The organism is Catenovulum adriaticum (assembly GCF_026725475.1).
Classification (GTDB): Bacteria; Pseudomonadota; Gammaproteobacteria; order Enterobacterales; family Alteromonadaceae; genus Catenovulum; species Catenovulum adriaticum.
Genome location: NZ_CP109965.1, coordinates 2,486,387 through 2,513,236 on the forward strand (window position 1 = coordinate 2,486,387; position 26,850 = coordinate 2,513,236).

Annotated in this window: 24 protein-coding genes; 2 read left to right on the top strand and 22 right to left on the bottom strand. The window is 39.8% G+C overall.

The features are described from left to right. Nucleotides 1–24: 24 nt before the first annotated feature. The 3 genes from mutT to OLW01_RS10865 form a co-directional block, all read right to left on the bottom strand. The gene (gene mutT, locus OLW01_RS10855; protein WP_268073933.1) at nt 25–429 is read right to left on the bottom strand and encodes an 8-oxo-dGTP diphosphatase MutT; all 405 of its coding nucleotides are present in this window, start codon (nt 427–429) and stop codon (nt 25–27) included. After that, nucleotides 430–3,123: a preprotein translocase subunit SecA gene (gene secA, locus OLW01_RS10860; protein ID WP_268073934.1), complete on the bottom strand. Its 2,694-nt coding sequence runs from the start codon at nt 3,121–3,123 to the stop codon at nt 430–432. Between the two features lie 87 nt (nt 3,124–3,210). Further along, the gene (locus tag OLW01_RS10865; protein ID WP_268073935.1) at nt 3,211–4,143 is read right to left on the bottom strand and encodes a M23 family metallopeptidase; all 933 of its coding nucleotides are present in this window, start codon (nt 4,141–4,143) and stop codon (nt 3,211–3,213) included. A gap of 10 nt (nt 4,144–4,153) precedes the next feature. Between OLW01_RS10865 and OLW01_RS10870 the strand changes: the two genes are divergently transcribed. Continuing rightward, on the top strand, nt 4,154–4,606 hold the full coding sequence (locus tag OLW01_RS10870) for a hypothetical protein (RefSeq protein WP_268073936.1): 453 nt from the start codon (nt 4,154–4,156) through the stop codon (nt 4,604–4,606). A gap of 254 nt (nt 4,607–4,860) precedes the next feature. On the opposite strand, the gene lpxC is transcribed toward OLW01_RS10870, so the two are convergent. From lpxC to OLW01_RS10955, 17 genes are all read right to left on the bottom strand, one after another. Then, nucleotides 4,861–5,772, bottom strand: coding sequence for a UDP-3-O-acyl-N-acetylglucosamine deacetylase (gene lpxC, locus OLW01_RS10875; RefSeq protein ID WP_268073937.1), 912 nt, complete (start codon nt 5,770–5,772; stop codon nt 4,861–4,863). 159 nt (nt 5,773–5,931) lie between these two features. Beyond that, entirely contained in the window at nt 5,932–7,110 is a 1,179-nt protein-coding gene (gene ftsZ, locus OLW01_RS10880) for a cell division protein FtsZ (protein ID WP_268073938.1), read from the bottom strand. 32 nt (nt 7,111–7,142) lie between these two features. Beyond that, on the bottom strand, nt 7,143–8,378 hold the full coding sequence (gene ftsA / locus OLW01_RS10885; RefSeq protein ID WP_268073939.1) for a cell division protein FtsA: 1,236 nt from the start codon (nt 8,376–8,378) through the stop codon (nt 7,143–7,145). A gap of 15 nt (nt 8,379–8,393) precedes the next feature. Beyond that, complete coding sequence (locus OLW01_RS10890) at nt 8,394–9,146, bottom strand: cell division protein FtsQ/DivIB (RefSeq protein WP_268073940.1); 753 nt, start codon at nt 9,144–9,146, stop codon at nt 8,394–8,396. A 3-nt stretch (nt 9,147–9,149) separates the two neighbouring features. Next, on the bottom strand, nt 9,150–10,061 hold the full coding sequence (locus OLW01_RS10895) for a D-alanine--D-alanine ligase (RefSeq protein ID WP_268073941.1): 912 nt from the start codon (nt 10,059–10,061) through the stop codon (nt 9,150–9,152). Further along, complete coding sequence (gene murC, locus OLW01_RS10900) at nt 10,058–11,527, bottom strand: UDP-N-acetylmuramate--L-alanine ligase (protein WP_268073942.1); 1,470 nt, start codon at nt 11,525–11,527, stop codon at nt 10,058–10,060. The genes OLW01_RS10895 and murC overlap by 4 nt, the downstream gene beginning before the upstream one ends. Further along, nucleotides 11,514–12,590: an undecaprenyldiphospho-muramoylpentapeptide beta-N-acetylglucosaminyltransferase gene (gene murG / locus OLW01_RS10905; RefSeq protein ID WP_268073943.1), complete on the bottom strand. Its 1,077-nt coding sequence runs from the start codon at nt 12,588–12,590 to the stop codon at nt 11,514–11,516. Before murG ends, murC begins: the two co-directional genes overlap by 14 nt. Further along, nucleotides 12,583–13,806, bottom strand: coding sequence for a cell division protein FtsW (gene ftsW, locus OLW01_RS10910; protein ID WP_268073944.1), 1,224 nt, complete (start codon nt 13,804–13,806; stop codon nt 12,583–12,585). Before ftsW ends, murG begins: the two co-directional genes overlap by 8 nt. 31 nt (nt 13,807–13,837) lie before the next feature. Beyond that, a complete protein-coding gene (gene mraY / locus OLW01_RS10915) occupies nt 13,838–14,923 on the bottom strand; it encodes a phospho-N-acetylmuramoyl-pentapeptide-transferase (protein ID WP_268073945.1) in 1,086 nt (361 codons plus the stop codon). Then, nucleotides 14,917–16,299 (bottom strand): UDP-N-acetylmuramoyl-tripeptide--D-alanyl-D-alanine ligase, encoded by a 1,383-nt coding sequence (locus tag OLW01_RS10920; protein ID WP_268073946.1) that lies wholly within the window; start codon nt 16,297–16,299, stop codon nt 14,917–14,919. Before OLW01_RS10920 ends, mraY begins: the two co-directional genes overlap by 7 nt. Further along, a complete protein-coding gene (locus tag OLW01_RS10925) occupies nt 16,296–17,807 on the bottom strand; it encodes a UDP-N-acetylmuramoyl-L-alanyl-D-glutamate--2,6-diaminopimelate ligase (RefSeq protein ID WP_268073947.1) in 1,512 nt (503 codons plus the stop codon). Before OLW01_RS10925 ends, OLW01_RS10920 begins: the two co-directional genes overlap by 4 nt. Further along, nucleotides 17,797–19,539 carry a penicillin-binding transpeptidase domain-containing protein gene (locus OLW01_RS10930; RefSeq protein WP_268073948.1) on the bottom strand — a complete coding sequence of 581 codons (1,743 nt, stop codon included), beginning with the start codon at nt 19,537–19,539 and terminating at the stop codon, nt 17,797–17,799. The genes OLW01_RS10925 and OLW01_RS10930 overlap by 11 nt, the downstream gene beginning before the upstream one ends. Continuing rightward, entirely contained in the window at nt 19,536–19,886 is a 351-nt protein-coding gene (gene ftsL / locus OLW01_RS10935) for a cell division protein FtsL (RefSeq protein WP_268073949.1), read from the bottom strand. The genes OLW01_RS10930 and ftsL overlap by 4 nt, the downstream gene beginning before the upstream one ends. Next, on the bottom strand, nt 19,873–20,814 hold the full coding sequence (rsmH, locus tag OLW01_RS10940; RefSeq protein ID WP_268073950.1) for a 16S rRNA (cytosine(1402)-N(4))-methyltransferase RsmH: 942 nt from the start codon (nt 20,812–20,814) through the stop codon (nt 19,873–19,875). Before rsmH ends, ftsL begins: the two co-directional genes overlap by 14 nt. 30 nt (nt 20,815–20,844) lie before the next feature. After that, a complete protein-coding gene (mraZ, locus tag OLW01_RS10945) occupies nt 20,845–21,303 on the bottom strand; it encodes a division/cell wall cluster transcriptional repressor MraZ (protein ID WP_268073951.1) in 459 nt (152 codons plus the stop codon). A 766-nt stretch (nt 21,304–22,069) separates the two neighbouring features. Then, nucleotides 22,070–22,609: a D-glycero-beta-D-manno-heptose 1,7-bisphosphate 7-phosphatase gene (gmhB, locus tag OLW01_RS10950; protein WP_268073952.1), complete on the bottom strand. Its 540-nt coding sequence runs from the start codon at nt 22,607–22,609 to the stop codon at nt 22,070–22,072. After that, nucleotides 22,602–23,657: a glycosyltransferase family 9 protein gene (locus OLW01_RS10955; RefSeq protein ID WP_268073953.1), complete on the bottom strand. Its 1,056-nt coding sequence runs from the start codon at nt 23,655–23,657 to the stop codon at nt 22,602–22,604. The genes gmhB and OLW01_RS10955 overlap by 8 nt, the downstream gene beginning before the upstream one ends. Nucleotides 23,658–23,826: 169 nt before the next feature. Between OLW01_RS10955 and OLW01_RS10960 the strand changes: the two genes are divergently transcribed. After that, nucleotides 23,827–24,549 carry a 3-deoxy-D-manno-octulosonic acid kinase gene (locus tag OLW01_RS10960; RefSeq protein WP_268073954.1) on the top strand — a complete coding sequence of 241 codons (723 nt, stop codon included), beginning with the start codon at nt 23,827–23,829 and terminating at the stop codon, nt 24,547–24,549. 29 nt (nt 24,550–24,578) lie between these two features. Here the strand turns inward: OLW01_RS10960 and OLW01_RS10965 are convergent, their stop codons facing one another. Together OLW01_RS10965 and OLW01_RS10970 are read right to left on the bottom strand one after the other, a co-directional pair. Further along, nucleotides 24,579–25,394: a DUF2797 domain-containing protein gene (locus OLW01_RS10965; protein WP_268073955.1), complete on the bottom strand. Its 816-nt coding sequence runs from the start codon at nt 25,392–25,394 to the stop codon at nt 24,579–24,581. 107 nt (nt 25,395–25,501) lie between these two features. Next, nucleotides 25,502–26,791 (bottom strand): 3-deoxy-D-manno-octulosonic acid transferase, encoded by a 1,290-nt coding sequence (locus tag OLW01_RS10970; protein ID WP_268073956.1) that lies wholly within the window; start codon nt 26,789–26,791, stop codon nt 25,502–25,504. Nucleotides 26,792–26,850 lie beyond the last annotated feature (59 nt).

Consider the following 26,850-nt stretch of genomic DNA (forward strand, 5'->3'; position numbering starts at 1 on the left):
AGCAATTTAGACTTTAGCAAAGGGCTACTCGTTAACTAGGTAAGCTTCCAACGCTTTTAAAATAGCCACATTTGCATCCGGAAAATCAAACTCTGCTAATCTATTAAAATCTGTCCATTGAATTGTTTGCCCTTCTAATCCTTTTGCTTGACCCGTAAACTCAGAAACAATATAGGTATCTAAACTTACCTTTTTATCGCCATAGTCATGCTCAATTAAAATTAAAGGTTGCATTTGGGTTGCGCTAATATCGCATTCTTCTTTTAATTCGCGTGTTAGCGCTGCTGGTGTTGATTCACCAGCTTCAATTTTACCGCCCGGAAACTCCCATTTACCACCTTGGTGCTGTTGAAGGTTTCTACGAGCTAATAAAATCTGGCCCGCTTTAACAACAACACCAACGGCAACCTTTACTTGCTTAACACTCATTTAGCTCAACTTACCATGGCAGTTTTTATACTTTTCACCTGAACCACAAGGGCAAGGTTCATTTCGGCCCACTTTTGAAGTTTGTCTAAATTGAGCAGGTTTATTGGCAAGCGCATCGTCTGTTTCGTGCTGATATTGAGTTTCAGTTTGCTCTGCTGTCTGCTTACGTTTAGCTTCCATCGCTTCAACTTCAGATTCTTCGCGAACTTTCACTTTAGATAAAACCCCAATCACATCAACTTTTAAGTCTTCAAGCATTTGTGAAAATAACTCAAAAGATTCGCGTTTATATTCTTGTTTAGGGTTTTTCTGTGCATACCCGCGTAAATGAATCCCTTGGCGCAAATGATCCATTGCACCTAAGTGTTCTTTCCAATGTGAATCCAAGCTTTGCAGCATAATTGCTTTTTCAAAATGGCGTAATACGGCCTCACCAACTTGCGCCTCTTTTGCTTTATAATCTTCGCTTAATGCCGTTGAGATTTTTTCTCGTAATTGCTCTTCATCTAGTTTTGAGTCTTCTTTTAACCATTGTTGTAATGGTAGAGGCAAGTTAAATTCAGATTTTAATCTTTCTTCTAACCCTGGAATATCCCACATTTCTTCAACCGATTGACGTGGAACATAAGAATCGATTGTTTGGTTCAATACATCTTCACGAATTGCAACAATGGTTTCACTAATATCTGACTCATTCATTAACTCATTACGTTGTTGATAAACCACTTTACGTTGATCATTTGCAACATCGTCATATTCCAATAACTGTTTACGTATATCAAAGTTACGAGCTTCTACTTTACGCTGAGCATTTTCAATAGCTTTAGTTACCCATGGGTGCTCAATTGCTTCCCCTTTTTCCATGCCCAATTTTTTCATTAAGCCGGCAACTCGGTCTGAGGCAAAAATGCGCATTAACGCATCTTCCATTGATAAATAGAATCGAGATGAACCCGGATCACCTTGACGACCAGCACGACCACGCAACTGGTTATCAATTCGACGTGATTCATGTCTTTCTGTACCTATTATGTGTAAACCGCCCGCTTTGATAACAGCATCATGACTTTTCTGCCAATCTGCTTTCGCTTTTTCGATTTGCGCTTCTGTCGGTGACGATAAGTGGCTTAAAGATAAATCAGGATTACCACCTAAAACGATATCGGTACCACGACCTGCCATATTAGTAGCAATAGTTACTGCACCCGCTTCGCCTGCTTGTGCAATAATTTCGGCTTCTTTAGCGTGATATTTTGCATTTAATACATTATGTGCCACTTTATTTTTCTTCAAAACGCGTGACAATAATTCTGAATTTTCAATAGAAACGGTGCCAACTAAAACTGGACGACCTTTTTCAACACAATCTTTAATATCCGCAACGATTGCTTCATATTTTTCTTCAGCCGTTAAGTAGACTAAATCTGCATAATCTTTACGTACCATAGGACGATTTGGTGGTAGTACCATAGTCTCTAGCGTATATATAAAGTTAAACTCGAATGCTTCAGTATCTGCTGTACCTGTCATCCCAGATAAGGTGTCATACAAACGGAAATAATTTTGGAAAGTAATAGATGCTAGCGTTTGATTTTCATTTTGAATGTTAACGCCTTCTTTTGCTTCGATTGCTTGATGCAAACCTTCTGACCAACGTCGGCCTTCCATTGTACGGCCCGTGTGTTCGTCAACAATAACGATTTGTCCATCTTTAACAATGTAATCTACATCTTTGTGATATAGCTTATTCGCTCTTAACGCCGCATTAATATGAGTTAACAAGCTAATATTGCTGGCACTGTAGAGTGAATCACCCTCTTCTAAAATATTATTTTCGATTAAAATTTCTTCTACTCGAACTTGGCCTTTTTCAGTTAAGTGAATTTGTTTTGATTTTTCATCGATAGTGAAGTGGCCTTCACTTTCCTCTTCTTCTGTATCTTCATGTTCTGATTCAACCAAAGCTGGGATAATTTTATTAATCTGAGTATATAAACCGGAACTATCTTCCGCTGGCCCTGAAATCACCAGCGGGGTTCTCGCTTCATCGATTAATATCGAATCAACCTCATCCACTATCGCAAACTGCAATTTACTCTGTGTGCGTTCTTCTGGGCTAAAGGCCATATTGTCACGCAAATAATCAAAGCCAAATTCATTATTTGTACCATAGGTAATATCAGCTCGATATGCTTCTTTTTTCTCTTCAGGTCCCATTCCAGGAATATTGCACCCAACGGTTAAACCTAAAAATTCAAATAAAGTTCTACTCCAATCAGCATCACGGCTTGCAAGGTAATCATTCACTGTCACCACGTGAACAGAGCCTGCCAAACCATTTAAATAAGCGGCTAACGTTGCAGTTAACGTTTTACCTTCACCGGTTCTCATCTCTGCTACTTTACCTTGATGTAAAACCATGCCACCAAGTAACTGAACATCAAAATGACGCATACCAAGCACACGTTTTGAAGCCTCGCGACACACAGCAAAAGCCTCTGGCAAAATTGCATCTAAGGTTTCACCATCACTTAGCCGTTTTCTAAATTCGGCTGTTTTTGCTTTTAATGCTTCATCTGATAAAGCCTCAAATTCTGACTCTAGGCCATTTATCTGGTTCACGACTTTGTTTAATTTTTTAATAATCCGATCGTTACGGCTGCCAAATATTGATGTCAGTATTTTTGTAATCATTTATCTATCCTGACCTGTTTCCAGGTGAGTGCTTTCAGAAAAATAAAAGCAATCCAATATGATTGCTTTGCTAGTATTAAACAAACTTTATTGCGCGCGACGATGTACGTATTTTAGCGGATCAATTTGTTTGCCATTTTTAAGAATTTCATAGTGTACATGTGGTCCAGTGGAGCGCCCAGTTGAGCCCATAACCGCGATTTGCATGCCTTTAGTTACCACTTCGCCAACCGCTACTACAACGGATTTATTATGACCATAGCGAGATTTCATTCCATGGCCATGGTCAATCTCAACCAGATTTCCATATCCGTATCGTTCGCCAGCCCAAGTTACAACGCCTGCTCCTGTTGCGATTACTGCGCTACCTTCTTTGCCTGCAAAGTCAATCCCTTTATGAGTTGCTGGTAAACCACTAAATGGGTCTTTACGAATACCATAATATGAAGATAACCAACCAGACTCTATTGGTCGGCCTGAAATATAAATCTGTTCACTTATATTGTGATTAAGCATTACAGATTCAAGTAGGTTGAGCTGTTGTTCTTGAAAATTAAATTTTTCAAGTAATTTATTCATTTCGTCGAGCAAAGAAAAATTAGGGGGATCATTGTGAAAATCAAAACTTTGATTTGCACTTTCAGGGCCGCCAGTTGCGGGTTGCTGTTCAAAGTTAAACTCATCACCATCAATGCTTGCTTGTTCGACCATGCGGGCACCCAGTGCATTCATGCGCAAGGCATAACTTTGTAATTCAGCTAATTTTAACTTAACCGCTGTCAGTTCAGTTTCTGTTTTTTGTTTTAAATTTAATAGCTGATGCTTGTATTTTGATAAATCTTGTTTAGATTGATCAACTGGATTAAAAGTTTGTTCGGGTTTAGTGGTAAGTCGGTTTATACTAAAGGTAATGGCGGTGGCTAACGAAATTAATAGCACAAATAAAGCCAAGCCATGGCGCGCACTTAACCGCCACTCTAGCTGAGTTTCTTGCTTAGTATATTGAATTGATAACGACATAGAATTTTAAATGCGACCTAGACCCAAAACTGTTCAACAAATATTAACAAAAAAATGGCCAAATAAGCAGCCAAAAACATCTACGGCCGAGTATACCAGCCAGATGGAGCAGGAGCTAGCGCTTTACTTGCCCGAAAAATTGCAATCGATAGTCAAAATCAAGCAATTTGACAAGGGGATGTTAACGCTAAGCATCCCAAATGCAAGCTTTCAAATGCAATTTAATGCAATTCGTAGTCAGTTAATGTCTAAACTTAGGATCAGCAACCCCAATATTATTAGCATTAAATGTGTGGTTGAACCCAGTAGGCAAAGCAGCTCTGATACGCAAAACAATAAATACAGCCAGTCAGACAAGGTAACGGCGAAAACTCTATCACCAAGTGCTAAAGCAAATTTAAATGCGATTTTACCTGACTTACCAGACGAAATTCAGGCTGCATTGAATAGATTAATGAAATAAATTAACCTCAACTCGGTTTAATGAATAGCTTTCACACGGCCTTTTTCACGGGGACTGCGTTAAATTCTCGTTAAAAAACACGCAGAGCTATCAGGTTAAATAATTCAATTTGTTAGAATACACCTTAGTTCGAGTTGAAGTTAAGTTAATTTTGCTGAACGCCTTAAAAACAAAAAAAGCGAGCCTTTAAAGGCTCGCTTTTATTTGCTGTAAATTAATACATAATTTTTAAAATCAACAAAGGTTAGGGAATTTTAAGCAGGTGTTGGTTCTAAAAATTTAACCGGACTTAGGTGGTTATCAGTAAACTCAACCAAAGTCCAACTGTCGGTTTGTTTCATGACTTCTCTGAGCAAAACGTTATTTACCGCGTGGCCTGTTTTAAATGAATTAAACTGCCCTAATATCGGTAAACCAGCCATATATAAATCACCAACGGCATCTAATATTTTGTGCATGACAAATTCATCGTCATAACGTAAGCCGTTGGCATTTAATACCTGAAATTCATCTAACACTACAGCGTTATCAAAATTAGCACCTAGTGCTAAATTATTCGCTCGTAAATATTCAAAGTCTTTCATAAAGCCAAAGGTTCTGGCTCTACTCACTTCATCAATAAAGTTTTTACTCGAAAAGTCCATGCTAACGTGCTGGCGCGTTGAAGAAATAGCCGGATGCGGAAACTCAATTGAAAAATCAAGCTTAAACCCGTTATGCGGCAACAACTCCGCCCATTTATCTTCAACTTCTATTCGAATTGGTTTATCAATGCGAATAAATTTTTTCGCAGCTGATAACTCTTCAATTCCAGCCTCTTCAATTAGCATAATAAACGGACTTGCGCTGCCATCTACAATCGGCACTTCGTTAGCATCAAGTTCGACAATGATATTGTCTATACCTAATCCAGCCAATGCAGACATGAGATGTTCAACTGTTGATACAGCGACACCGTCAGCGTTAGTCATACAAGTACACATTTGTGTATCAGTAACAGCTTCCGGTGATACTCGAATATCAACCGCGGGGTGCAAATCCGTACGACGAAATACAATCCCTGTATTAGCAGGTGCAGGACGTAACGTTAAATTGACCTTTTCTCCGCGGTGTAACCCAACACCCACTGTACTCACACTATTTTGTAATGTACGTTGTTTAACCATAGTCGTTTATTTTCTCCACGCATGAGCGCTCAACGCGCCTATCGTTTGATAGTCATGCATATAGTTTAACACATTAGACCAGCTAAACCGAATAGCTGATTTCACGCGCTAGCTTTTTTGCTAACTCGTGCACACCTTTTTACCGGCGCAAGTCGTAAATTAGTCAGCTTGTTTACGTAAAAAAGCCGGAATATCTAAATAATCTAAACTCGCTGATGCTTCTTTTTCAGGCGCTGGTGAAGCAGGCGCTGGCGCTGCTGTACGCTCTTCGATAGCCACTGCTGCTGAGCCTGAAGCAGTTTCAGATGAACGGAAACCCTGGTAAGAATTTTCGTTTAAGCTTACTTTCGCATTAGGTACTAATGAAATATCTGGACGCGTATCGCCAATCCCAGTCGCCACAACAGTCACTCTTAGCTCTTCTGACATTTCAGGATCGATAACCGCACCAACAACCACTGTTGCGTTTTCAGAGGCGAAAGCTTTAACTGCGTTACCAACGATTTCAAATTCATCAATACTCATATCCATACCCGCGGTAATATTAACCAAAATACCACGTGCACCAGCCAAATCGACATCTTCCAATAAAGGACTAGAAATAGCAGACTCTGCAGCTTCTTCTGCTCGGTCTTCACCTGTTGCTATCCCTGTACCCATCATCGCTGTGCCCATTTCTGACATCACAGTTTTTACATCTGCAAAGTCAACATTGATCAAACCTGGGCGAGTAATTAATTCCGCAATACCTTGAACTGCACCTTGTAAAACATTATTAGCAGCTTTAAACGCATCTAATAAAGTGGTGCCTTTACCTAAAACTTTTAGCAATTTATCGTTAGGGATAGTAATTAATGAATCAACATTTTTAGCTAACTCTTCAATCCCAGCATCGGCATAAGCCATTCGTTTTTTGCCTTCAAACGGGAATGGTTTAGTGACAACTGCTACCGTTAAAATACCTAATTCACGAGCAATTTGAGCAACCACAGGCGCCGCACCTGTACCTGTGCCGCCGCCCATACCGGCTGCAATAAATACCATGTCAGCGCCTTTCAGTACTTCGCTGATCACTTCTTTATCTTCTTCGGCGCTACGGCGACCAATTTCTGGGTTTGCACCTGCGCCTAAGCCTTTAGTCACATCGCGGCCCAATTGGATAGTGGTACCTGCAGCAGAGTTACGTAACGCTTGAGCATCTGTATTAGCGGTAATAAAATCTACCCCTTCAATGGTGTTTTTTACCATATGCTCTACAGCGTTACCGCCACCACCACCAACACCGACGACTTTTATAACGGCTTCATCACTATGTTCTTTCATCAAATCATCAAACATTTTTATTCTCCTAACACACCTGCTTAAAAAATTTAAAATTCACCTTTGAACCAACTCTGAATACGCTGCCACCAATCTCCAACACCCGGGTTTTCTTTATGGTCGGTATTTGCTACCTGTAGATCTTGTTTTCCATAATTCAATAAACCTATTGAGGTTGAATAAATTGAGTCTTCAACATACTCAGTCAAGCCTTTCAAATTAACCGGATTCCCTAAACGAACCGGCATTTGAAATACTTCTTCTGCTAACGCGACTGCCCCTTCCATTTTGGCGGTACCACCGGTTAACACAATACCAGCCGCAATTTGGTCTTCCCAACCACTTTTGCGAATATCTGCCAGTATCAAATCAAATAATTCTTGATATCTTGGCTCTACAACTTCAGCCAAAGTATGACGAGACATTGAACGAGCGGGTCGACCGCCCACACTAGGTACTTCAATGCTGTCTTCTAAACTCACCATATGCCGCTGAGCACATGCATATTGCACTTTAATTTGCTCGGCATGACTTAAAGGCGTTCTAAATATTTGCGCTATATCTTTAGTAACCTGATTGCCCGCAACCGCAATGACAGATGTATGGCGAATTGCGCCATTGGCATAAACCACTAAATCCATAGTTCCGCCACCAATATCAACAACGGCAACACCTAACTCTTTTTCATCTTCAGTTAAAACGGCATAGCTAGAAGCTAACGAAGACGACACTAGCGCATCCACTTTTAATCCACAGCGCTCAACACATTTAACAATATTTTTAGCCATATCATTGGCACAAGTGATCAAATGCACCTTAGCTTCTAAACGCACGCCAGACATGCCAATTGGGCTTTTTATTCCCTCTTGCACATCAACATTGTATTCTTGAGGCAGCACATGTAACACCATACGCTCTGCTGCTAAAGGAACAGATTTAGCGGTATGAATCACATTATCCACATCGTCTTGAGTGACTTCTGTTTCGTTGATTGGCACCATGCCATTTTCATTTTGGCATTTAACGTGACGACCAGACATCGCCAAATAAACCGATGAAATTTGGCAATCAGACATCATCTCTGCTTCATGTAATGAACGTTTGATTGACTTTATAACCAGTTCAATATCGTTTACACCACCTTTATCCATACCTTCAGACGGATGCGTACCGACACCAACAACATTAACTGTATTATCCGGCAATACCTCACCAACGACAGTCACAACCTTAGAAGTGCCTATATCTAAACCAACAATTAAATTTTTATCTAATGCTTTGGACATTGTTTTATCTGCCAATTAACCTGTTATTGTTGTATCTTGTTGTTCTTTAAGCTCGCCAACGGCAAACCCAGTATCATAACGCAAATCGACGTATTGTATTTGATGTTGCGTTGCCAACCTAGGGTAAAACTCTAAAAAACGCTTAATTCTTGCAACCCAGTTCTCTCTACCCAATTTTAGCTCTATGCCATTATCGAGCAGCAGTTTAACTGAGTGTCTATCTGTAAATGTTAATGCGACTGCTTTCATTTTATGCAGCGCTAACAAAGCCGAAAAATCCTGGTAATGCTCTAACACCAAAGAAGCTTCATTAATAGGCCCATTTAAGCTTGGTAAAAACATGTCCAACTTTTGAGTATCTGCTTTAAATACCTCGCCTAAATGATTTAACAAAAAATCATCGTTCCACTTTGCTTTAGCTTGCTGCTCAACTAAATTCACTTTTATAGTGCTGGGCCACTCTTTTCTGATAGCGGCCCAGTAAACCCAATCTAAATTTTCAACATTGGCTTGCGCTGCATTAACATCTAAACCAACAAAGCTAGATTGCATTTGCGGCTCTAAAGCTTTTAACACTGCTTTTTCATCTACTTGTTTTAAATCACCTTCCAGTACGAGCATTTCGATTGGCAATTGTTTTTTATCTTTTAACCATTCGCTCGCTGCTAGCGTTAAATAAATAGCGCTAAATATCACAGCAACAAAAAAAGCAACGCCAATCCAAAATGGCCATTCAAGTTGCTTTAATCGTTCACTAAAAGCCGACATGATTTATTTCGCTGCCTGTAAAATTGCCATCGTTAATTCTGAAAAGCTTAACCCATTGGCTTTTGCCGCCATTGGCACTAAACTTTTTTCTGTCATTCCGGGTACTGTGTTCGCTTCTAACAAATAAAACTGACCATCTGCATCGCGCATAATGTCAATTCGTCCCCAAGTATCAGCACCAACCGCTTCAAACGCATCTAAAGCTAACTTTTGAATATAAATTTCATCCACATCAGATAAACCGCAAGGACATGCATACTCAGTGCTATTCGACAAATATTTAGCTTCGTAATCATAAAAACTACGTTGAGTTTTCATTTTAATAACCGGTAAAGCCTGTCCATTTAAAATTGATACCGTATATTCAGGGCCATTTATCCACTGCTCAATTAATACTGATTCATCAAACTCAAAAGCATTGCTAACCGCCTCTTCAAGCATTTTCACATCAGTCACTCGGCTCATACCTATACTGCTACCTTCACGTGCAGGCTTAACAAAAACCACGTCACCTAGCTGACTCATGATTTGCGAAAAATCGATTTTTTGACCTTTTTTCACGCTGACATATTTTGCGGTCGGCAATTGGCAGCTTTGCCAAACTTGCTTAGTTCTAATTTTATCCATTGCCAAAGCTGAGCCTAATACGCCGCTGCCGGTATAAGGCAATCCTAGACTCTCAAGCACGCCTTGAATGACACCGTCTTCACCGCCTCGCCCATGTAAAGCAATAAAAACACGTTGGTAACCCATTTGCTTTAATAGCAGAGGGGATGTTTCCTTAGTGTCAATTAAATCAACGTCCACGTTCTGCTCTGAAAGCGCGGTAAAAATAGCTTTACCTGATTTAAGTGATATTTCACGTTCAGCAGACTCACCACCATACACAATTGCAACTTTGCCAAGGTTGATCATGCGCTCGCCTCCTGATTGTCGCTATATTCAAGCATTTTTTCTTTATCTAATTTCAATTCTTTCAATAACTTAGCAATAGCGCCTATGTTACCCGCGCCTTGAGTTATAAACAAATCATCCGGCTGTAAAATACGGGCTAATTCTGCTGGCAGTTGAGCTGCGCTCGCCACATAAATTGGATCAACTTGACCTCGCTGACGAATTGATCGAGCTAAACTTCGACTATCAGCACCCACAATACTTGTCTCGCCTGCGCTGTATACTTCTAATAGTAATAAGGCATCTACCTCAGATAGCACTTGGACAAAATCATCATATAAATCACGGGTACGAGTATATCTGTGAGGTTGATACGCCATTACCAAACGTTTATTCGGATAGGCAGCTCGAATTGCTTTAATCGTTGCCATTACTTCAGTTGGATGGTGTCCGTAATCATCTAAAAACTCTACCTCAGCATCACCACAGGGGTATTGCCCCATTGCTTCAAAACGTCTGCCGATACCTTCAAATTCAGCCAATGCTGTTAAAATTTGCTCGTCTGCAATACCTTCGTCTGTTGCAACGGCTATCGCGGCGGCTGCATTTAATGCATTATGCTTACCCGGTAAATTTAGCATCACCTTTAAATCTTTATGCTTGTTGCGCTTAACCACAAATTGGGTTTGGGTACCACTTTGCGAAAATTCGGTTAAACAAAAATCTGCATCGTCACTAAATCCATAAGTTAAATAATTTCGGCCAATTTCTTGGCTTAACTTACGCACATTTTCATCATCAATGCACAACACGGCCAAACCATAAAAAGGTAAATTATGTAAAAACTCTTTATAGGTCGACAACATTTTGTCGAAGTCGCCTTCATAAGTATCCATATGATCGGCTTCTATATTAGTCACTACAGAAACCATCGGCTGCAGATGTAAAAATGATGCATCACTTTCATCTGCTTCCGCGACCAAATAACGGCTTTTCCCTAATCGTGCATTGGTTTTTGCACTATTTAAGCGACCGCCAATAATAAATGTTGGGTCAAGTTTCGCTTGAGCAAATACACTTGAAAGCAAACTGGTTGTCGTCGTTTTACCATGCGTGCCCGCAACGGCAATACCATGTCGATACCGCATAATTTCTGCCAACATTTCAGCTCGACGAATCACTGGCACACGTTGCTTTAACGCTGCACTGACTTCTGGATTTGAGCTATCAACCGCGCTTGAAATAACCACCACATCTGCATTTTCAATATTTTGAGCTTGATGGCCAATTTTAATATGAGCACCTAACTCAACTAATCTTTTCGTATTAACACTTTGCGCAATATCAGAGCCAGATATTTTATAGCCATCCGTTAACAATACCTCAGCAATACCACACATGCCTGCACCGCCAATCCCCACCATATGAATGAGTTTGACTCGGCGCATTTCAGGAATTGTAAAATCGCTATTGTTATTCATTTTCATCTTTACCTTGCTCTAATTGCACCAGCAATTTGCCTATATTCTGTCGGGCATCAAGTGCAGCCACTGTGCTACAGGCTTGCGCCATTGTTTTTAACTTTTCTGGTGAATTTAAAAAATCAGTTAATTGTTGAACCAATTCACCCTCGATTAACTTTGCTTGCGGCATTAAAACCGCTGCATTTGCTTCTACCAAAACTTTGGCATTAAATGTTTGATGGTCATCGACTGCATTTGGCAGTGGCACTAAAATGCTGGCACGCCCCACGGCTGCTATTTCCGAAACGGTTAACGCCCCCGCTCGGCAAATCACTAAATCGGCGGCTTGATAGGCTGTTGCCATATCATCGATAAATTCAACGACTTTATGCTCAACTTGCGTTTGCTGATAACTCGCTTGAGTCGTATCAGCCTGTGCTTTTCCTGCTTGGTGCAATACCTTAAAACTCGACGAATCGAATTGTTTAAGTGCATTAGGTACCGCTTGGTTTAACGCTTGTGCGCCCAAGCTGCCTCCTACTACTAAAATAGAAATTGGTTTAACTGCATTTGGCTCCGGCAATACTTGAATTTGCGCTCTAAGCGGGTTACCTACCGTAATCACTTTACTTTTAAGTTGTTCAAATCCACCAAACGCCACCAATACTTTTTTCGCAAAACGACTCAAAATTCGATTAGTTAATCCAACCGCTGCATTTTGTTCATGAATCACCAAAGGAATTCGGCTTAACCAAGCGGCTAAACCACCAGGCAGTGCAACATAACCACCAAAACCAACAACTAAATCAGGTTTAAAGGTTTTTATCACAGCTCTTGCTTGCCATATCGCATTTAACACCATCAAAGGCGCGCCTAATTTAGCCAGTTTGGATTTATTGCGAACTCCTTTAATTTTAATAAACTCAATTGGATATCCGGCTTTAGGCACAATATCTGCTTCCATGCGCTCTGCTGTACCAAGCCACAAAACTTGCCAACCCTTTTGAGTCATTTCATCTGCAATCGCTAAACCTGGGAAAATATGTCCACCAGTGCCGCCAGCCATAATCAAAATACGTTTACTCATGCGACTTCCCCCGATTATTGGTCCGAGTCGCTTGCAGTTCATTCACTCTTTGCTCATAATCAATGCGCAAAACTATTGCAATGGCGATACTCATTATCATCAAACTACTACCGCCATAGCTCACTAAAGGCAAAGTTAAGCCTTTGGTGGGCAAAATTCCTGCGCTTGCACCTATATTGACCGCAGCTTGAAAACTAATCCAAATGCCTATCGCATAAGCAAAATAGCCTGCAAATACATTTTCTCTGGCAACGGCACGACTACCAAGGGCTATAATTTTAGCCACCAGTACAAATAACAAAGCGATAACACAGCTCACGCCAATAAAGCCAAACTCCTCAGCCAATATCGCCACCACAAAATCGGTATGGGCTTCGGGTAAATAATCTAATTTTTGAATACTGTTGCCTAAACCAGTGCCAAACCAATCACCACGGCCAAACGCCATTAAACTTTGTGTCAACTGATAACCGCTACCAAATGGATCTTGCCAAGGGTCTAAAAACGAAGTCACCCGTTTAAGCCGGTAAGGCTCCAAAATAATTAACGCGACAATCGCTAAAACCCCAGTCATAAATAATGCAAAAAATTGAATTAATTTTGAGCCAGCTAAAAATAATAAACCAACTGTTGTCGCAAACATCACTACAACTGTGCCTAAGTCTGGCTGCATCAATAACAACATGGCCAACACAAAAAACACGGCTAGTGGCTTTAAAAAGCCTTTTAAATTCTGCGTTAATTCGTGTTCACGGCGCACTAAATAACCAGATAAATAAACAAAAAAGAATAACTTAGCAGGCTCAGCAGCTTGCAAATTAAGTGGCCCAAGTGATAACCAACGAGTTGCACCGTTTACGGTTTTCCCCATAATTAATACCGCAATTAACAAAGCCAAAGCAGCAATGAGTAAATAAGGGTTATATTTTTCCCACCATTGAATGGGTAACTGCATAACGGCAGCGGCAATCACCACACTTAAGCCTAGATAAATCATATGGCGACTGACAAAATGCAGCGGATTATCAAACTCACGCATCGCATAAGGAATAGAGGCCGACGCCACCATAACCAAGCCTAAGCAAGCTAATGCAATCGCAATTAATACTATGCTTCTGTCGTACAAAGCATGCTGGTCAGAAACACCAAAAGCTCTTTGAAAAAAGCGCCCTAAGGTTTCTTTATATGTCGGTTTCACCAGCGTTTGTTCTGCCATTGCCTTTATGTATATCCTAATAAATTCAACTTTATCTGAGTTTTAATGTTGCTAAACCCACCAGTACCAAAACCAAACTAATGATCCAAAATCGAACAATCACTCTTGGCTCTGGCCAACCTTTTAATTCATAGTGGTGGTGAATTGGCGCCATTCTAAAAATTCGTGTGCCTCTGAGCTTGTAACTACCCACTTGTAAAATGACCGAAATGGTTTCCATTACAAACACACCGCCCATAATAACTAATACAATTTCTTGTCTAACTAGTACCGCAATTACCCCAAGGGTTGCCCCTAAAGCTAATGAACCCACATCACCCATAAAGACTTGAGCTGGGTACGTGTTAAACCATAAAAAGCCTAATCCAGCGCCAAAGATGGCGGTACAAACAATAACTAATTCACTGGTTTCAGGAATAAATGGGATATTCAAATAAGCTGAAAAATTCACGTTTCCTGTAACATAAGCAATAATGGCAAAAGCCGCTGCAACCATAATAGTTGGCACGATTGCCAAACCGTCTAAACCATCGGTTAAATTAACCGCGTTACTGGTGCCCACAATGACAAAGTAAGTTGTAACTAAATAAAACAAACCTAGTTGAGGCATAATTTCTTTAACAAAAGGAATTAATAACTGTGTTTCAGCTGGTTGTTTGGTGGTATAAAATAAAGTGATAGCCACGGCGATAGCAGTTACTGACTGCCAAAAATACTTCCAGCGGGCAATTAGCCCGTTGCTATCTTTACGGATTACCTTTCGGTAATCATCAACAAAACCAATCAAACCAAATGCGATAACTACAAATAAAGTAACCAAAACATAACGATTACTTAAGTCGGCCCATAATAAAATAGAGGTCGATATCGCCCCTAAGATTAATAGTCCGCCCATTGTTGGCGTACCCGATTTAGAAAAATGTGATTCTGGACCATCGGTTCTTACCGTTTGCCCTATTTGCATTTTTTGCAAGTAACGAATTAGTTTAGGGCCTAAATATAACGACAAAGCTAAACCCGTCAAAATGCTTAATATTGCGCGAAATGTCAGGTACGAGAAAACGTTAAACCCGCTATGTACATTTTCTTGTAACCACTGAGCCAACCAAACTAACATGAAACAATTTCCTCACAATACGGCTTAAGAGCATCTACAACTCGCTCCATTTGAGCGCCGCGAGAGCCTTTGACTAAAATTGTAATCACAGAGTCTGCTTGCTCTGTAATAAGTAAATTCACGTCCTGTTTAATTTTTTCTATTAGTCCATTAATATCATTAAAATGATGCTCAGTTATCGGCTGGGCAAATTGAGATAACTCACCAGTGGTATAAAAGGTGTCTATATTATTGGCGACAACATGCTCGCCAACTTGCTGATGAATGGCATGGCTGTAATCGCCCATTTCGCCCATATCACCCATAATAAAAATTTGATGACCATGGGTTTTAGCTAGCAAATTAATCGCAGCTTTCATCGACGCTAAATTAGCATTGTACGTATCATCAATAATACAAACTTGCGGGCTAGGCTGATAAACCTTAACTCGGCCATTAGTACTTTGAACGGATAATAACCCTTGATTAATTTTTTCAGCACTTATGCCTAAGCCAATAGCACAGCTAATCGCAGCCAAAGCATTCAAGGCATTATGTTCGCCCGGCAAAGGTAATGTAATTTGGTGTGATTGCCCCCGATAAACCCATTCAAACGTTGGGTACAAAGCTGCATTTAAACTTAAATTTTGCAAATAAACATCAGCAAAAGGCTCTATCGAATACGATATTTGATGACGTTGTGAGGTTTCGTTATGCCAAAAATGTAAATACTCACTATCAGAATTAATCACTGCAATTCCATCTTCTGATAAGGCTTGATAAATTTCACCTTTAGCTTGAGCAACACCTTCTAAGCTGCCAAAACCTTCCAAGTGAGCAGCGCTAACATTATTTACCACAGCCACATCAGCCTGAGTTAAACCTGCGGTATAAGCAATTTCACCGATATGATTTGCACCCAACTCAATCACTGCATATTCATCATTTTGAGTTAACCTAAGTAATGTTAAAGGCACCCCAATATCGTTATTATAATTACCTTTGGTGGCCAACGTTTTGCCCACTCGTTGGCAAATGGCGCTTAGCATCTCTTTTACTGTGGTTTTACCGCAGCTGCCGGTAATAGCAACAGTTTTGACCTGCGCCAATGATTTATTAAACGCCGCAATTTGACCTAATGCAATTCGAGTATCTTTAACCACTAGCTGAGTAACAGCTAAATCTTGTGGCTCAGACACCAAAATACATTTAACGCCTTGCTCAACCGCTTGCTGGCAAAATTGATGACCATCAAAACGTTCACCGCTAATAGCAATATAAACATCAATATTTTCCAGCTGTCGGCTGTCATGGCTTACTGATTGAACCTGTGTGTCTTCACCCACTAATTTACCTTGGGTGATTTCTGCCCATTTTGATAATTGAACGGGGATCATGCTGCCCCCTGAATAAGTTCAGCCACAAAAGCGCGTTCGTTATAATCGATATTGCCATCGGCAAATTCTTGATACGTTTCATGGCCTTTTCCGGCAATCAAAATATAATCGCCAGCTTTAGCATTTTGGTAAGCAAAACGGATAGCTTGTTTACGATCCAACTCTATTTGATATGTGTTTTGAGTCATATTACGGGTAATATCATTAATAATGTGCGCTTGTGACTCAGATCTTGGGTTGTCGTTCGTTAATATAATTTTGTCTGCTAATTCTTGTGCAATAGTGCCCATTTCTGCACGTTTATTTTTATCTCTGTCGCCACCACACCCAAAGACCACCCACAGCTTAGCCTGACAATGTGAGCGACACGCCCTTAAAGCTTGCGCTAAACCGTCTGGTGTATGTGCAAAATCTACAACCAAATTAATCCCATTAACGCTAAAGTTTTCCATACGACCCGCTATCGGAATTAGCTTTTCTGCTGCCTGTATCAATTGCTGTAAACTGATAGTCGGGCTTAATAAACTGGCCATTGCAATTAACAGATTTTCAATATTAAACTCACCAATTAGCGGTAAATAGCCTTGCGCTTTTTCAACTGTTTTGCCATCGCCATATTCAAGCGTAACTTTAAAGCCTTTCGCTAAAGCTGAAACACTCACTAATTTTAAATATTTGTCTGCATAATTTGATGCAGTGCGTCCAACGGCTAACACGTCAGGTGTGGTTTGCTTTGTTTTTAATAAACGAATTAAAGTTCGACCATACTCATGATCAGTATTGATTAAATGACAAGCTTGAGGGTTTTGTAAAAATAAACTAGCTTTAGCTGCAAAATACGCCTCCATCGTCTGATGATAATCTAAATGATCATGCGATAAATTTGTAAAAGCTAATCTATCAAATTGACAGCCATTCACTCTATACTGGACCACTGCATGAGACGATACTTCAATCGCGGCAAGCTCACAGTCAGCCTGAACAAAATTAGCCAAATAGCCCTGCACACTAACGGCATCAGGGGTTGTTAAACCTGTTTGTATTGACGTATTTTTATATTTAACGCCTAAGGTACCCATGTAAGCCGGCCTAATGTTTAATTGCTGAGCCAGCTGATAAATCATCTCGCAAACCGAGGTTTTACCATTAGTCCCAGTTACACCAACTAGGCTTAATTGCATACTGGGTTGGGCGTAAAATATATCAGCTAATTCGCCTGCTAACTCATTTAAACCACACACTAAAATGCAAACAGTATTACCAATTAAGCTTTTTTGACCGTGAAACTCTTGCTCTGCAGTATCACATAAAATTAAACTTGCGCCTTTATCTGCCGCATCTTGATTGTAAACAGAGCCATGAACTTGATGACCAGCCAACGCTAAAAAACAAGAATTTTGAGTAACCTGCTGACTATGACACGTCATAGTGTCTATTTTAACATCGACTAGGTCGCAGCCTAATAACTGTTCGGCTAATTCGATAAATTGGCTACCACTAGTAAGCATTCGAGCTATCTCCTTTTAACTGAGCTAGCTGAATGTCATCCGTATCTGATTTATCATTAGGCACATTCAAAATTTGCAATGCTCCACCCATTACTTTACTAAACACTGGGGCTGCCACGTCGCCGCCATAATATTTATCGCCTTTAGGGTTATTAATTACTACCACTAAAGCAATTTTAGGATCCGATACGGGCGCAACACCTGCAAATAAACCAACATAATCATTACCGTACCCGCCAGCTACAGCCTTACGTGATGTCCCAGTTTTACCAGCCACGCGATAACCTTCAACCGCGGCTTTATGGCCAGACCCGTCATCATCTAAGACCGATTCCATCATTTTTAATAATTGGCGTGACGAGCTATGACTAAATACTTGCGAGCCTTCCATTGGGGCTTCACGTTTTAAAATAGAAAGCGGTCTGCGAACCCCGCCGTTACCTATGGTTGCATACATTTGCGCTAATTGTAGAGCGGTAACAGATAAACCATAACCAAAAGATAAGGTTGCTAATTCGAATTCAGACCAACGCCGGCGATCATAAAAAATACCAGAGCTTTCACCCAGTAAACCTGTTCCAGTTTCGCTGCCAAAACCAACGTTATAAAAAGCATCTAAAAACTGTTCATGTGGTAAAGACAAAGCGAGTTTAGTGGTGCCGACATTACTTGATTTTTTTAAGATTTGCTCAATCGTTAACTTGCCACGGTTATATGGATCCCTAACTCGGCGGCCACCAAACATAATCCAACCTGGCGAAGTATCAATGACTGAACCAGCATTAATTGAACCAAATTCCAAAGCCGAAAGAACGGCTAAAGGCTTAATTGTTGAACCGGGCTCAAAAGTATCGGTAATACTGCGATTACGCATAGCCGACTGACTCACACCACTTCGATTATTTGGGTTATATGACGGATTATTAACCATAGCTAAAATTTCACCTGAGTTAACGTCTAGCGCTACTACAGTGCCTGAATCTGCCTGATAATATTGAACCGCTTTTTTTAGTTCTTGATAAGCAAGTGTTTGAATACGCTGATCAATAGACAAACTAATATCTTTAGCTTGTTTGGCCGCTTGTTCAGATAAAACTTCAATCACATGGCCTTTAGCATCACGCAATATGCTTTTTTTGCCGTTTTCGCCTGTTAACGCATCGTCATATAACTTTTCAATGCCGTCGATACCTTGATCATCAATATTAGTAATGCCCACAATGTGAGCATTAATTTCAGCAGCTGGGTAATAGCGTTTTGATTCGGGCCGTAAATAAACCCCTTTCAAGTTTAAATGGCGAACATAATCAGCCATCGCTGGTGAAACTTGCCTTGCTAAATACACAAAACGGCCAGTTGGATTAGCCGTTATACGCTGCTTAATTTTATCAACATCGATATCAAGAATATCTGCCAGCGCTCGCCACTCTCTGTCTTTGTCTAACCCTTGAGATTCAATAACTTGCTTAGGATCAGCCCAAACAGTGTTAACAGGCACACTAATGGCTAGTTCCAAACCATTGCGATCAGTAATCATCCCTCGCAATACCGTGTCAGATAACTGCCGATGTGTTCTTAAATCGCCTTGTTTTTTTAACTCATCAGGAGAAATAACTTGAATATAAGCGGTACGTACAATCAAACCAAAAAATACAAGCGCAATTAAGCTAAAGACGGTAAATAACCGCCAGCGTATTGTGCCTGTTTGTTTGATTGCTTTTCGTTTGTTCATGGGACTTTTATTATAATTTCCTGCTCGCCTTTAGGCCTAAGCATGTTTAATTCATCTTTCGCTATCTGCTCAACTCGGTTATGTTCAGATAACACGTTGTTTTCGATCAGCATATGCCGCCAATCAATGTCTAACTTATCTTTATCTTCTAATAATCTTTGCAGTTGGGTATTTAACTGTCGGTTGCTCCAAGCGTAATAAATTACGGCATAAGCACTGGCCAACACACATATCAGCAAAAAAATTGTCACTTTTTGCGCAAGCCAGTCCGAAACTATGCTTTTAACCAAACTAGGCTGACGTGCTTTATCAACAGATTTGTGCTTACGTTTATTAATCTGCGACACGCTCTGCAACCCTCAAAACTGAACTTCGAGAACGTGGGTTCCTTTCAATTTCTTGTGCGCTTGGTTTAACCGCTTTTGTCACTAGCTTTAATTTAATATCTTGGTTTAACTCATCATCAGTAACAGGCAATCCTCGGGGTATGGGCTTTGCTTTGCTTTTTTCATTAAAAAAACGCTTAACGATGCGATCTTCTAACGAATGAAAACTAATAACTGAAATACGCCCATGTTTTTTCACTACATCCATTGCCCCCACCAGCACTTCCTTAATCGCATCAAGCTCACCATTAACTTGAATTCGTAACGCTTGAAAGCTTCGAGTTGCTGGATGTTTTCCTGGCTCTTTCTTTTTAATGATTCGCCCTAACAAACCCGCTAATTGTGCCGTGGTCGTAAAAGGAGCTTCCACTCTGTCGTGCACAATTGCGCGTGCAATCTTGCGAGCAAATCTTTCTTCACCATATTCTTTTAAAACAAACGCAATTTCGTCTTCGCTTGCTACTTGTAACCACTCCGAAGCTGACATGCCAGTATCCGGGTTCATTCGCATATCTAAAGGACCATTTCGCATAAAGCTAAAACCACGTTCGGCTTCGTCTAGCTGTGGTGAGCTCACGCCTAAATCCATTAACACGCCATCAATTTTTCCGGTTAAGCCTCGCGCTTCAATAATTTGAGCCAAGTCTCTAAAGTTACCTTGTACTATTTCAAATCGAGGATCATCAAAATGTTGCTCGGCCCAAGCGATCGCACTTGGATCTTGATCAATTGCAATTAATCGCGCATCTTCACTTAATTGGTTTAAAATAACGCGACTATGTCCGCCCCGTCCAAAAGTGCAATCCACATAAATACCGCCTGGTTTTATCGCTAATCCATCCACTGATTCATTTAATAAAACACTAATATGTCCACTTTCTGTTTGCATGAATTAATCTGCTTTTATTTGTTATGAATTTTAAAGTGAAAATTCTTCAAGTTTTTCGGTTAACTCAAATTCACCTGACTCAATTAGTTCCATGTCATCGTTAATTTGATCTTGCCAATCAGCATCACTCCATATTTCAAATTTATTGAGCTGACCAACTAGCATAATTTGTTTTTCTAAACCGACTCTTTTTCTAAGCGTATTAGAAATCAATAAACGACCATTTTTGTCTATTTCGCCTTCTGTTGCATGACCTAGCAACAAACGCTTGAAACGTCGCTCATTTGGTTTCATGTCAGACAAAGCTCGCAAACGTTTTTCAACCTGCTCCCATTCATTCAACGGGTATAAAAGTAAACAAGGTTGATAAGTATCGATTGTGCATACCACTTGACCACCGCATTCGTCTTGCAGTGATTCACGATAGCGGGTTGGAATTGTTATCCGCCCTTTATCGTCCATTGTGATTGCGTTCGCACCCCTAAACACCTGATTTTTATCCCGTTATCCTGATTTCTTGGCTTATTTTGTCGTTTATATACGTTCGGTCCCATGAAGTTCAGTGTTATTATATCCCACTTTGATCCACTTTATACCACTTTTTCACAGTTTGAGTACCCATCAAAGCTTTGTCAAGTTAAAAAAAGCGTTCGAATTGCGAAGAAAATCACGTAAATACAGGCCTGCGATTCAAGTGGCTGAAAAGTGGTAAAAAATGGTGAAAAAATGGAAAAAAAGGGATTTATAATTCTTTAGAACAAATTTGCAGGGGTTAATATCTAAACGATATTTAAATTAATACAAATGAAAACAATTATCACTTGCAATTAAGTGTAAATAAGTTATTCTATACTCAACTTGATGATTACCCACAGTTATCAAGTTATCTCCGTGGCGTGTGGGTGGTTAACTGGTTGGTTTGCTCATTCCTTATCAGTTAGCTACCTACATTTTTATATAACCTCAGCCATATAACTCAACTGATTTCTAATTCCGACTCATTCCTTATCAGTTAGCTACCTACATTTTTATATAGCCTCAGCTATATACCTCAACTGATTTCTAATTCCGACTCATTCCTTATCAGTTAGCTGCCTACATTTTTATATAGCCTCAGATATATACCTCAACTGATTTCTAATCCTAACCCATTTCTGAATTCATTTAATATCAGTCCGGTTTCATCGCGGCGCACGCCCCTACTTCGTTCAGTCACGGTAGTATGTTTATTATGGTAGGGGAGATTTAAATATAACTAAAACTTAATTTCAGACAGACATTCAACAATTTCAGTTGCAGCGGTATCATCTAAATTATCTGCTTGAGTATAATCAGATTTAACTAAAATACGCCGATTCACTTTTGCAGCCAAAGCCGCTTTCACATCAGATTCTCTATCGCCTATCATTACCGACTGACTCATATCTAAATCAAACTCACGTTTAGCTTGTAATAACATACCGGGCATAGGTTTTCGGCACAAGCAATTGTGCTGGTATTGCAAACCACCATGTTCTGGATGATGTGGGCAGTAATACGCTTTTTGAATATCAATATCTGCTTTTTTAAACTCCGCGATCATCCATTGGTGCAATTCTCTAACAGCTTGCTCGGTATATAGTCCTCGTGCAATACCGGCTTGATTCGTCACCACAATAATAAAATAGTCCAATGCTTTCGCTTGTTGGCAAAGCGAAAATATATGATCGGTAAAACTAAAATCGGCTACTTTATGCACGTATGCCAAATCGTGATTAATAATACCATCCCTATCTAATAGTAATGCTTTATTCACTTTTTATACCTCGCGACTCTATAACCCGATCAAACATATCAATAACCGATTGAGTGCTAATATCTTGCATTAAGTTTTCACCTTTAACACGCGTGCCCCACTTTAATTTATCCGCGCCTTTTGAAAATTGAGCTTTTAAATGCTGATGATAAACCTCAACCACAAAATGTTGATAACCATATGGGCCAGTTCTAGCGGGGTTGCTATGAGCGTAAAGCCCAATGACAGGAGTTCCTTGCGTAACAGCCATGTGTGCCGGTCCGGTATCTGGCGCTAGTACAATATCTGCTTTCGCTAATAGCGCGAGCAATTGTTTTAAACTCGATTGCCCTACACAATTTTTAACTCGATGTTGACAAAAACGCATTATGTTTTCCGCTAAGGTTTTTTCCATAGGTGTAGGTCCACCACTTAAAATAACCTCGAAACCTTTATCCACAGCGTAATCGGCCACTTTTGCATATCGTTCAGCTAACCAATTACGTTCAGCTTTACTCGCTGCTGCCGCAATAACAAATACAGGTTTACCTGCAGTGTATTGCTGTTTAGCCCAATCAATATCAGACTCGCTTACCGGTATATGCCAGCTTGGTTTAAAATCAGGCACACCTATTTGTTTGGCAAAAGCCTGAAAGCCTTCTAAAACATGTGGCTGCTTAACAGCTTCACAGCTCTCATTAATTGCAAAACTATGCAGCTCTTTTGACAAATGCGAAGCAAAACCAATTTTACGTTTCGCTTTAATAAAAAATGCCGCAATATTAGCGCGCAAAGCTACCTGCATATGCAGCAAAACATCAAATTTTTCTGGTAAATCTTTTTTAAGCTGGCGATAAGCTTGCCAGCCTTGCTTTTTATCAAAAACAACAAAACGGACACCGGGTAAGTCAGCCAGCAGCATAGCTTCTATTTTTCCGATAACCCAAGTGATTTTTGCACTGGGGTATTGTCGTTGAATGGCTTGTACACTCGCTACAGCATGACAAACATCACCTATTGCGGATAAACGTAAAATACAAATAGATTGAATATGGGGGCTCGAACTCATTATGATTTGCTTGCCTTAAAAATACGCAGTGCGTTTTATAAAATTATCCAACAGAATTTTGCCATAAGTTAAGCTAATCGCAAAACGCTTAGCAACTTTGTTCGCATTTAGCACGGGTTTGAGTATACTTGGCAAAAAAATTATCGTTAAACAGGTAAGAGCATATCCTTTGCCAAAAATCAGCCAATTCACAAATAAACAATTTTTAATCACTCCTGAAAAAAGTGATTTACCCATCCAACCCGATTGGTTTAATGCCCAATACTGGAAACAAAAAAATGCAATCAGCGGCCAATCTGTTGGTCGTAATACCACTTATTTTTTTGATTATAATCACCAATCGTACGTTTTAAGGCATTATTACCGAGGTGGTTTAATTGGTAAAATAGCCAACGATGGCTACTTTTATTTTGGCTTAAAACGGAGCCGAGTTTACCGCGAGTTTGCGTTATTAGAACAAATGAAAGCACTTGATTTACCTGTACCAACCCCTATAGCGGCTAGGTTAACTCGTTGCGCACATTTATACTCTGCTGACATCATCATGCACCAAATTGCTGATGCGACCGATGTTTTTCACTTATTAAAAACAGTGCCGCTAGATAATTTAACTTGGCAAAATATTGGCAAAACCATTGCCCAATTTCACCAAGCTGGCGTGTTTCATGCTGATTTAAACATACACAATATTATGTTGGACAAGACAAGCAAAGTTTGGATTATCGATTTTGACCGAGGACACTTTAAAGCACCTGCAAAAGCTTGGCAGCAAAATAATTTAAATCGTTTATTAGTTTCGCTCAAAAAAGAAGTTGAAAAACAAACTCACTTTTATTTTAAACAGGATAACTGGCAAGCTTTATTAAAAGGCTATCAAGCATATCAATGCTGATAGCCTTTGCTGTTACTTACAAAGAATTGCTATAGTGCTTCAAATTCACATTCATATGAGGTGAATTTACGAATGTTAATTACGCCATTATCAAAAATTAAATATTGGCCTTTAATTCCCTCTAACACTCCAGTCACGACAGGGTCTTTATCAAAATTAAAAGACTTAATTTTAGTTGGATACTCAGTGACTGGAAAACTCAATTCAATCGTTTTTTGATTCAGTTCCTCAACCGCGTCTTCACCGAATTTTAGCTTAATGTCTGCCAGTTTTTGGGCAATTAATGGTTTTAGCTCAGCCGCTTTATCTTGCAAGTTAATATCTTGATTTTCACCTTTTAACAAAGCTCGCCAATTGGTTTTATCTGCAATAAATTCTGCCAATGCAATTTCAACTAAACCAGATATTAATCGTGTTTTTACTCTGAAGATAGGCAATGCTTGAGTTGCGCCTTGGTCTATCCACCTTGTTGGGATTTGAGTGTGGCGAGTAATCCCCACTTTTAAACCTGAGGTATTGGCCAAATAAACATAATGATCAATCATGCAATTGTCTTCACCCCACTGAGGTTCGCGGCAAGTGCCCAAATGATGGTGACAAGTTTCGGGTTTCATAATACACATATCACATGCAGCTAATTTACGCATGCATCCAAAACAATACCCTTGTGAAAAGCTTTTTTTCGTTTTTTTACTGCAATTTAAGCAATAAATATTACCCGTGTGAATTAGTTTTATTGGTTTGCCAATATATTGATTCAAATCAACCAACTGCTCACCCAGCGGCAACTGATATTGGATAGGAGCGGTTAACTCTGATTTTAATTTTTTAATACAACCTTGCATACAGACACTTTCAACAATACGAAAAGCACTATTCTAACATAAGCTCCGAACTGACAAAGTTAAAATAACGAGTCGATAGGTTTAATTATATATAGACTAATATCAATTTAGTGTTTAAGCAGAGCCTTCAGTGCAGTCATGGTTTTTAACGTCGCGCCCTGATTTTCCATCACCACCAAATTAGCGCCTACTGCAGCAGCTTGATACAAATTAGGCTCTTGCCATAAACGCATTAGCGCATGTGTTAACTGCTCGGCATTTTCAATTGTCCCTAACGCTCTATGCTGTTGAAGTGCATGACAAGTTTCTAAACAATTTATTTGATAAGGCCCCATTAAAATAGGCTTACCCAAGGCTGCGGGCTCAAGTGGGTTATGTCCCCCTCTATCAACTAAACTTCCACCAACAAATGCAATATCGGCCAATGCATAAAACTCAAGTAACTCTCCTAAACTATCAATTAACCAAACGGCGTGTTGATCAGTGACTTGAGCTTGGCTAGAGCGTGTGACAAAAGGTGTTTTCTGCGCAGATAAATAATCTGCGACCGCCGTAAATTGTTCAGGATGTCTGGGGACCAAAATTAACAAGCAATCTTTTTTATCTTGAATAATAGACAAATGGCTCGTTAGTATTTGTTGATATTCATCAGGGTGTACACTGGCAGCAATCCAAGTTGGGCGTTTGTTTTTAAGTAAACCTTGCAACTGCTCCATCCGTTGTAATAAATCAGGTTGTAACTGAATATCGAATTTTAAGTTCCCTGTCACCTGAGCTGAGGGGGCATTCAGTGCTAAATAACGGTCAGCTACTTCACGGCTTTGGCAGCCGATCCAGCTAAAGCTAGCAATACTGGTACTAAATAAGCTGGCCCATTTTTGATAGCGATTAAACGAGCGTTCAGACAAACGAGCGTTAACCATGGCCAAACTCACACCTCGTTTTTGCAAAATGTGAATCCAATTAGGCCAAATTTCAACTTCAGTAAACAAAGATACAGTCGGGTTCAATCTGCGACTAAATCGACGACTTGCGCCCCAAGTATCAATAGGAGCCATCACCTGAACTACTTTATCGCCAAATAAATTTTTAACCTGCAAAGCACCAGTCGGTGTTGAGTTGCTCACAACTATTGTTTTTTGAGAATAAGATTTAATTAGCTGGTTGATTAAAGTTTTAACCGCATTGACTTCACCCAGCGATGCGCAGTGGATATGGATACAACCAGTATAAGATTTAGAAATATAACCTAAACGCTGCCAAAATCCACGCCGATAATCTTCGCTTTTTAGCATCCGACGAGCTAAATACAACACGACAAATGGCAGTAATAAGTAACCTGCCACTGAATACAAAAATAAACTTAATTTAGCTTTAAATGAAATGCGTTTATTCAAAATAATTTTTAGCCTTAACAGTCATAAGATGAAATGTTGAGTTCTCCAGAAAAAGTAAA

Excerpts from the sequence above, each read along its gene's own strand:
- OLW01_RS10865 (WP_268073935.1), bottom strand. The coding sequence starts at position 4,143 with ATGTCGTTATCAATTCAATATACTAAGCAAGAAACTCAGCTAGAGTGG.
- OLW01_RS10955 (WP_268073953.1), bottom strand. The coding sequence starts at position 23,657 with ATGAGTTCGAGCCCCCATATTCAATCTATTTGTATTTTACGTTTATCC.
- mraY (WP_268073945.1), bottom strand. The coding sequence starts at position 14,923 with ATGTTAGTTTGGTTGGCTCAGTGGTTACAAGAAAATGTACATAGCGGG.
- OLW01_RS10890 (WP_268073940.1), bottom strand. The coding sequence starts at position 9,146 with ATGTCGGCTTTTAGTGAACGATTAAAGCAACTTGAATGGCCATTTTGG.
- OLW01_RS10930 (WP_268073948.1), bottom strand. The coding sequence starts at position 19,539 with ATGAACAAACGAAAAGCAATCAAACAAACAGGCACAATACGCTGGCGG.
- OLW01_RS10920 (WP_268073946.1), bottom strand. The coding sequence starts at position 16,299 with ATGATCCCCGTTCAATTATCAAAATGGGCAGAAATCACCCAAGGTAAA.
- murC (WP_268073942.1), bottom strand. The coding sequence starts at position 11,527 with ATGAAAATGAATAACAATAGCGATTTTACAATTCCTGAAATGCGCCGA.
- OLW01_RS10965 (WP_268073955.1), bottom strand. The coding sequence starts at position 25,394 with ATGCAAGGTTGTATTAAAAAATTAAAATCAGAGTTAACCGCTCCTATC.
- secA (WP_268073934.1), bottom strand. The coding sequence starts at position 3,123 with ATGATTACAAAAATACTGACATCAATATTTGGCAGCCGTAACGATCGG.
- OLW01_RS10870 (WP_268073936.1), top strand. The coding sequence starts at position 4,154 with ATGCGACCTAGACCCAAAACTGTTCAACAAATATTAACAAAAAAATGG.
- rsmH (WP_268073950.1), bottom strand. The coding sequence starts at position 20,814 with ATGCAAACAGAAAGTGGACATATTAGTGTTTTATTAAATGAATCAGTG.
- OLW01_RS10895 (WP_268073941.1), bottom strand. The coding sequence starts at position 10,061 with ATGATCAACCTTGGCAAAGTTGCAATTGTGTATGGTGGTGAGTCTGCT.
- ftsA (WP_268073939.1), bottom strand. The coding sequence starts at position 8,378 with ATGTCCAAAGCATTAGATAAAAATTTAATTGTTGGTTTAGATATAGGC.
- lpxC (WP_268073937.1), bottom strand. The coding sequence starts at position 5,772 with ATGGTTAAACAACGTACATTACAAAATAGTGTGAGTACAGTGGGTGTT.
- OLW01_RS10925 (WP_268073947.1), bottom strand. The coding sequence starts at position 17,807 with ATGCTTACTAGTGGTAGCCAATTTATCGAATTAGCCGAACAGTTATTA.
- ftsW (WP_268073944.1), bottom strand. The coding sequence starts at position 13,806 with ATGGCAGAACAAACGCTGGTGAAACCGACATATAAAGAAACCTTAGGG.
- mutT (WP_268073933.1), bottom strand. The coding sequence starts at position 429 with ATGAGTGTTAAGCAAGTAAAGGTTGCCGTTGGTGTTGTTGTTAAAGCG.
- ftsZ (WP_268073938.1), bottom strand. The coding sequence starts at position 7,110 with ATGTTTGATGATTTGATGAAAGAACATAGTGATGAAGCCGTTATAAAA.
- murG (WP_268073943.1), bottom strand. The coding sequence starts at position 12,590 with ATGAGTAAACGTATTTTGATTATGGCTGGCGGCACTGGTGGACATATT.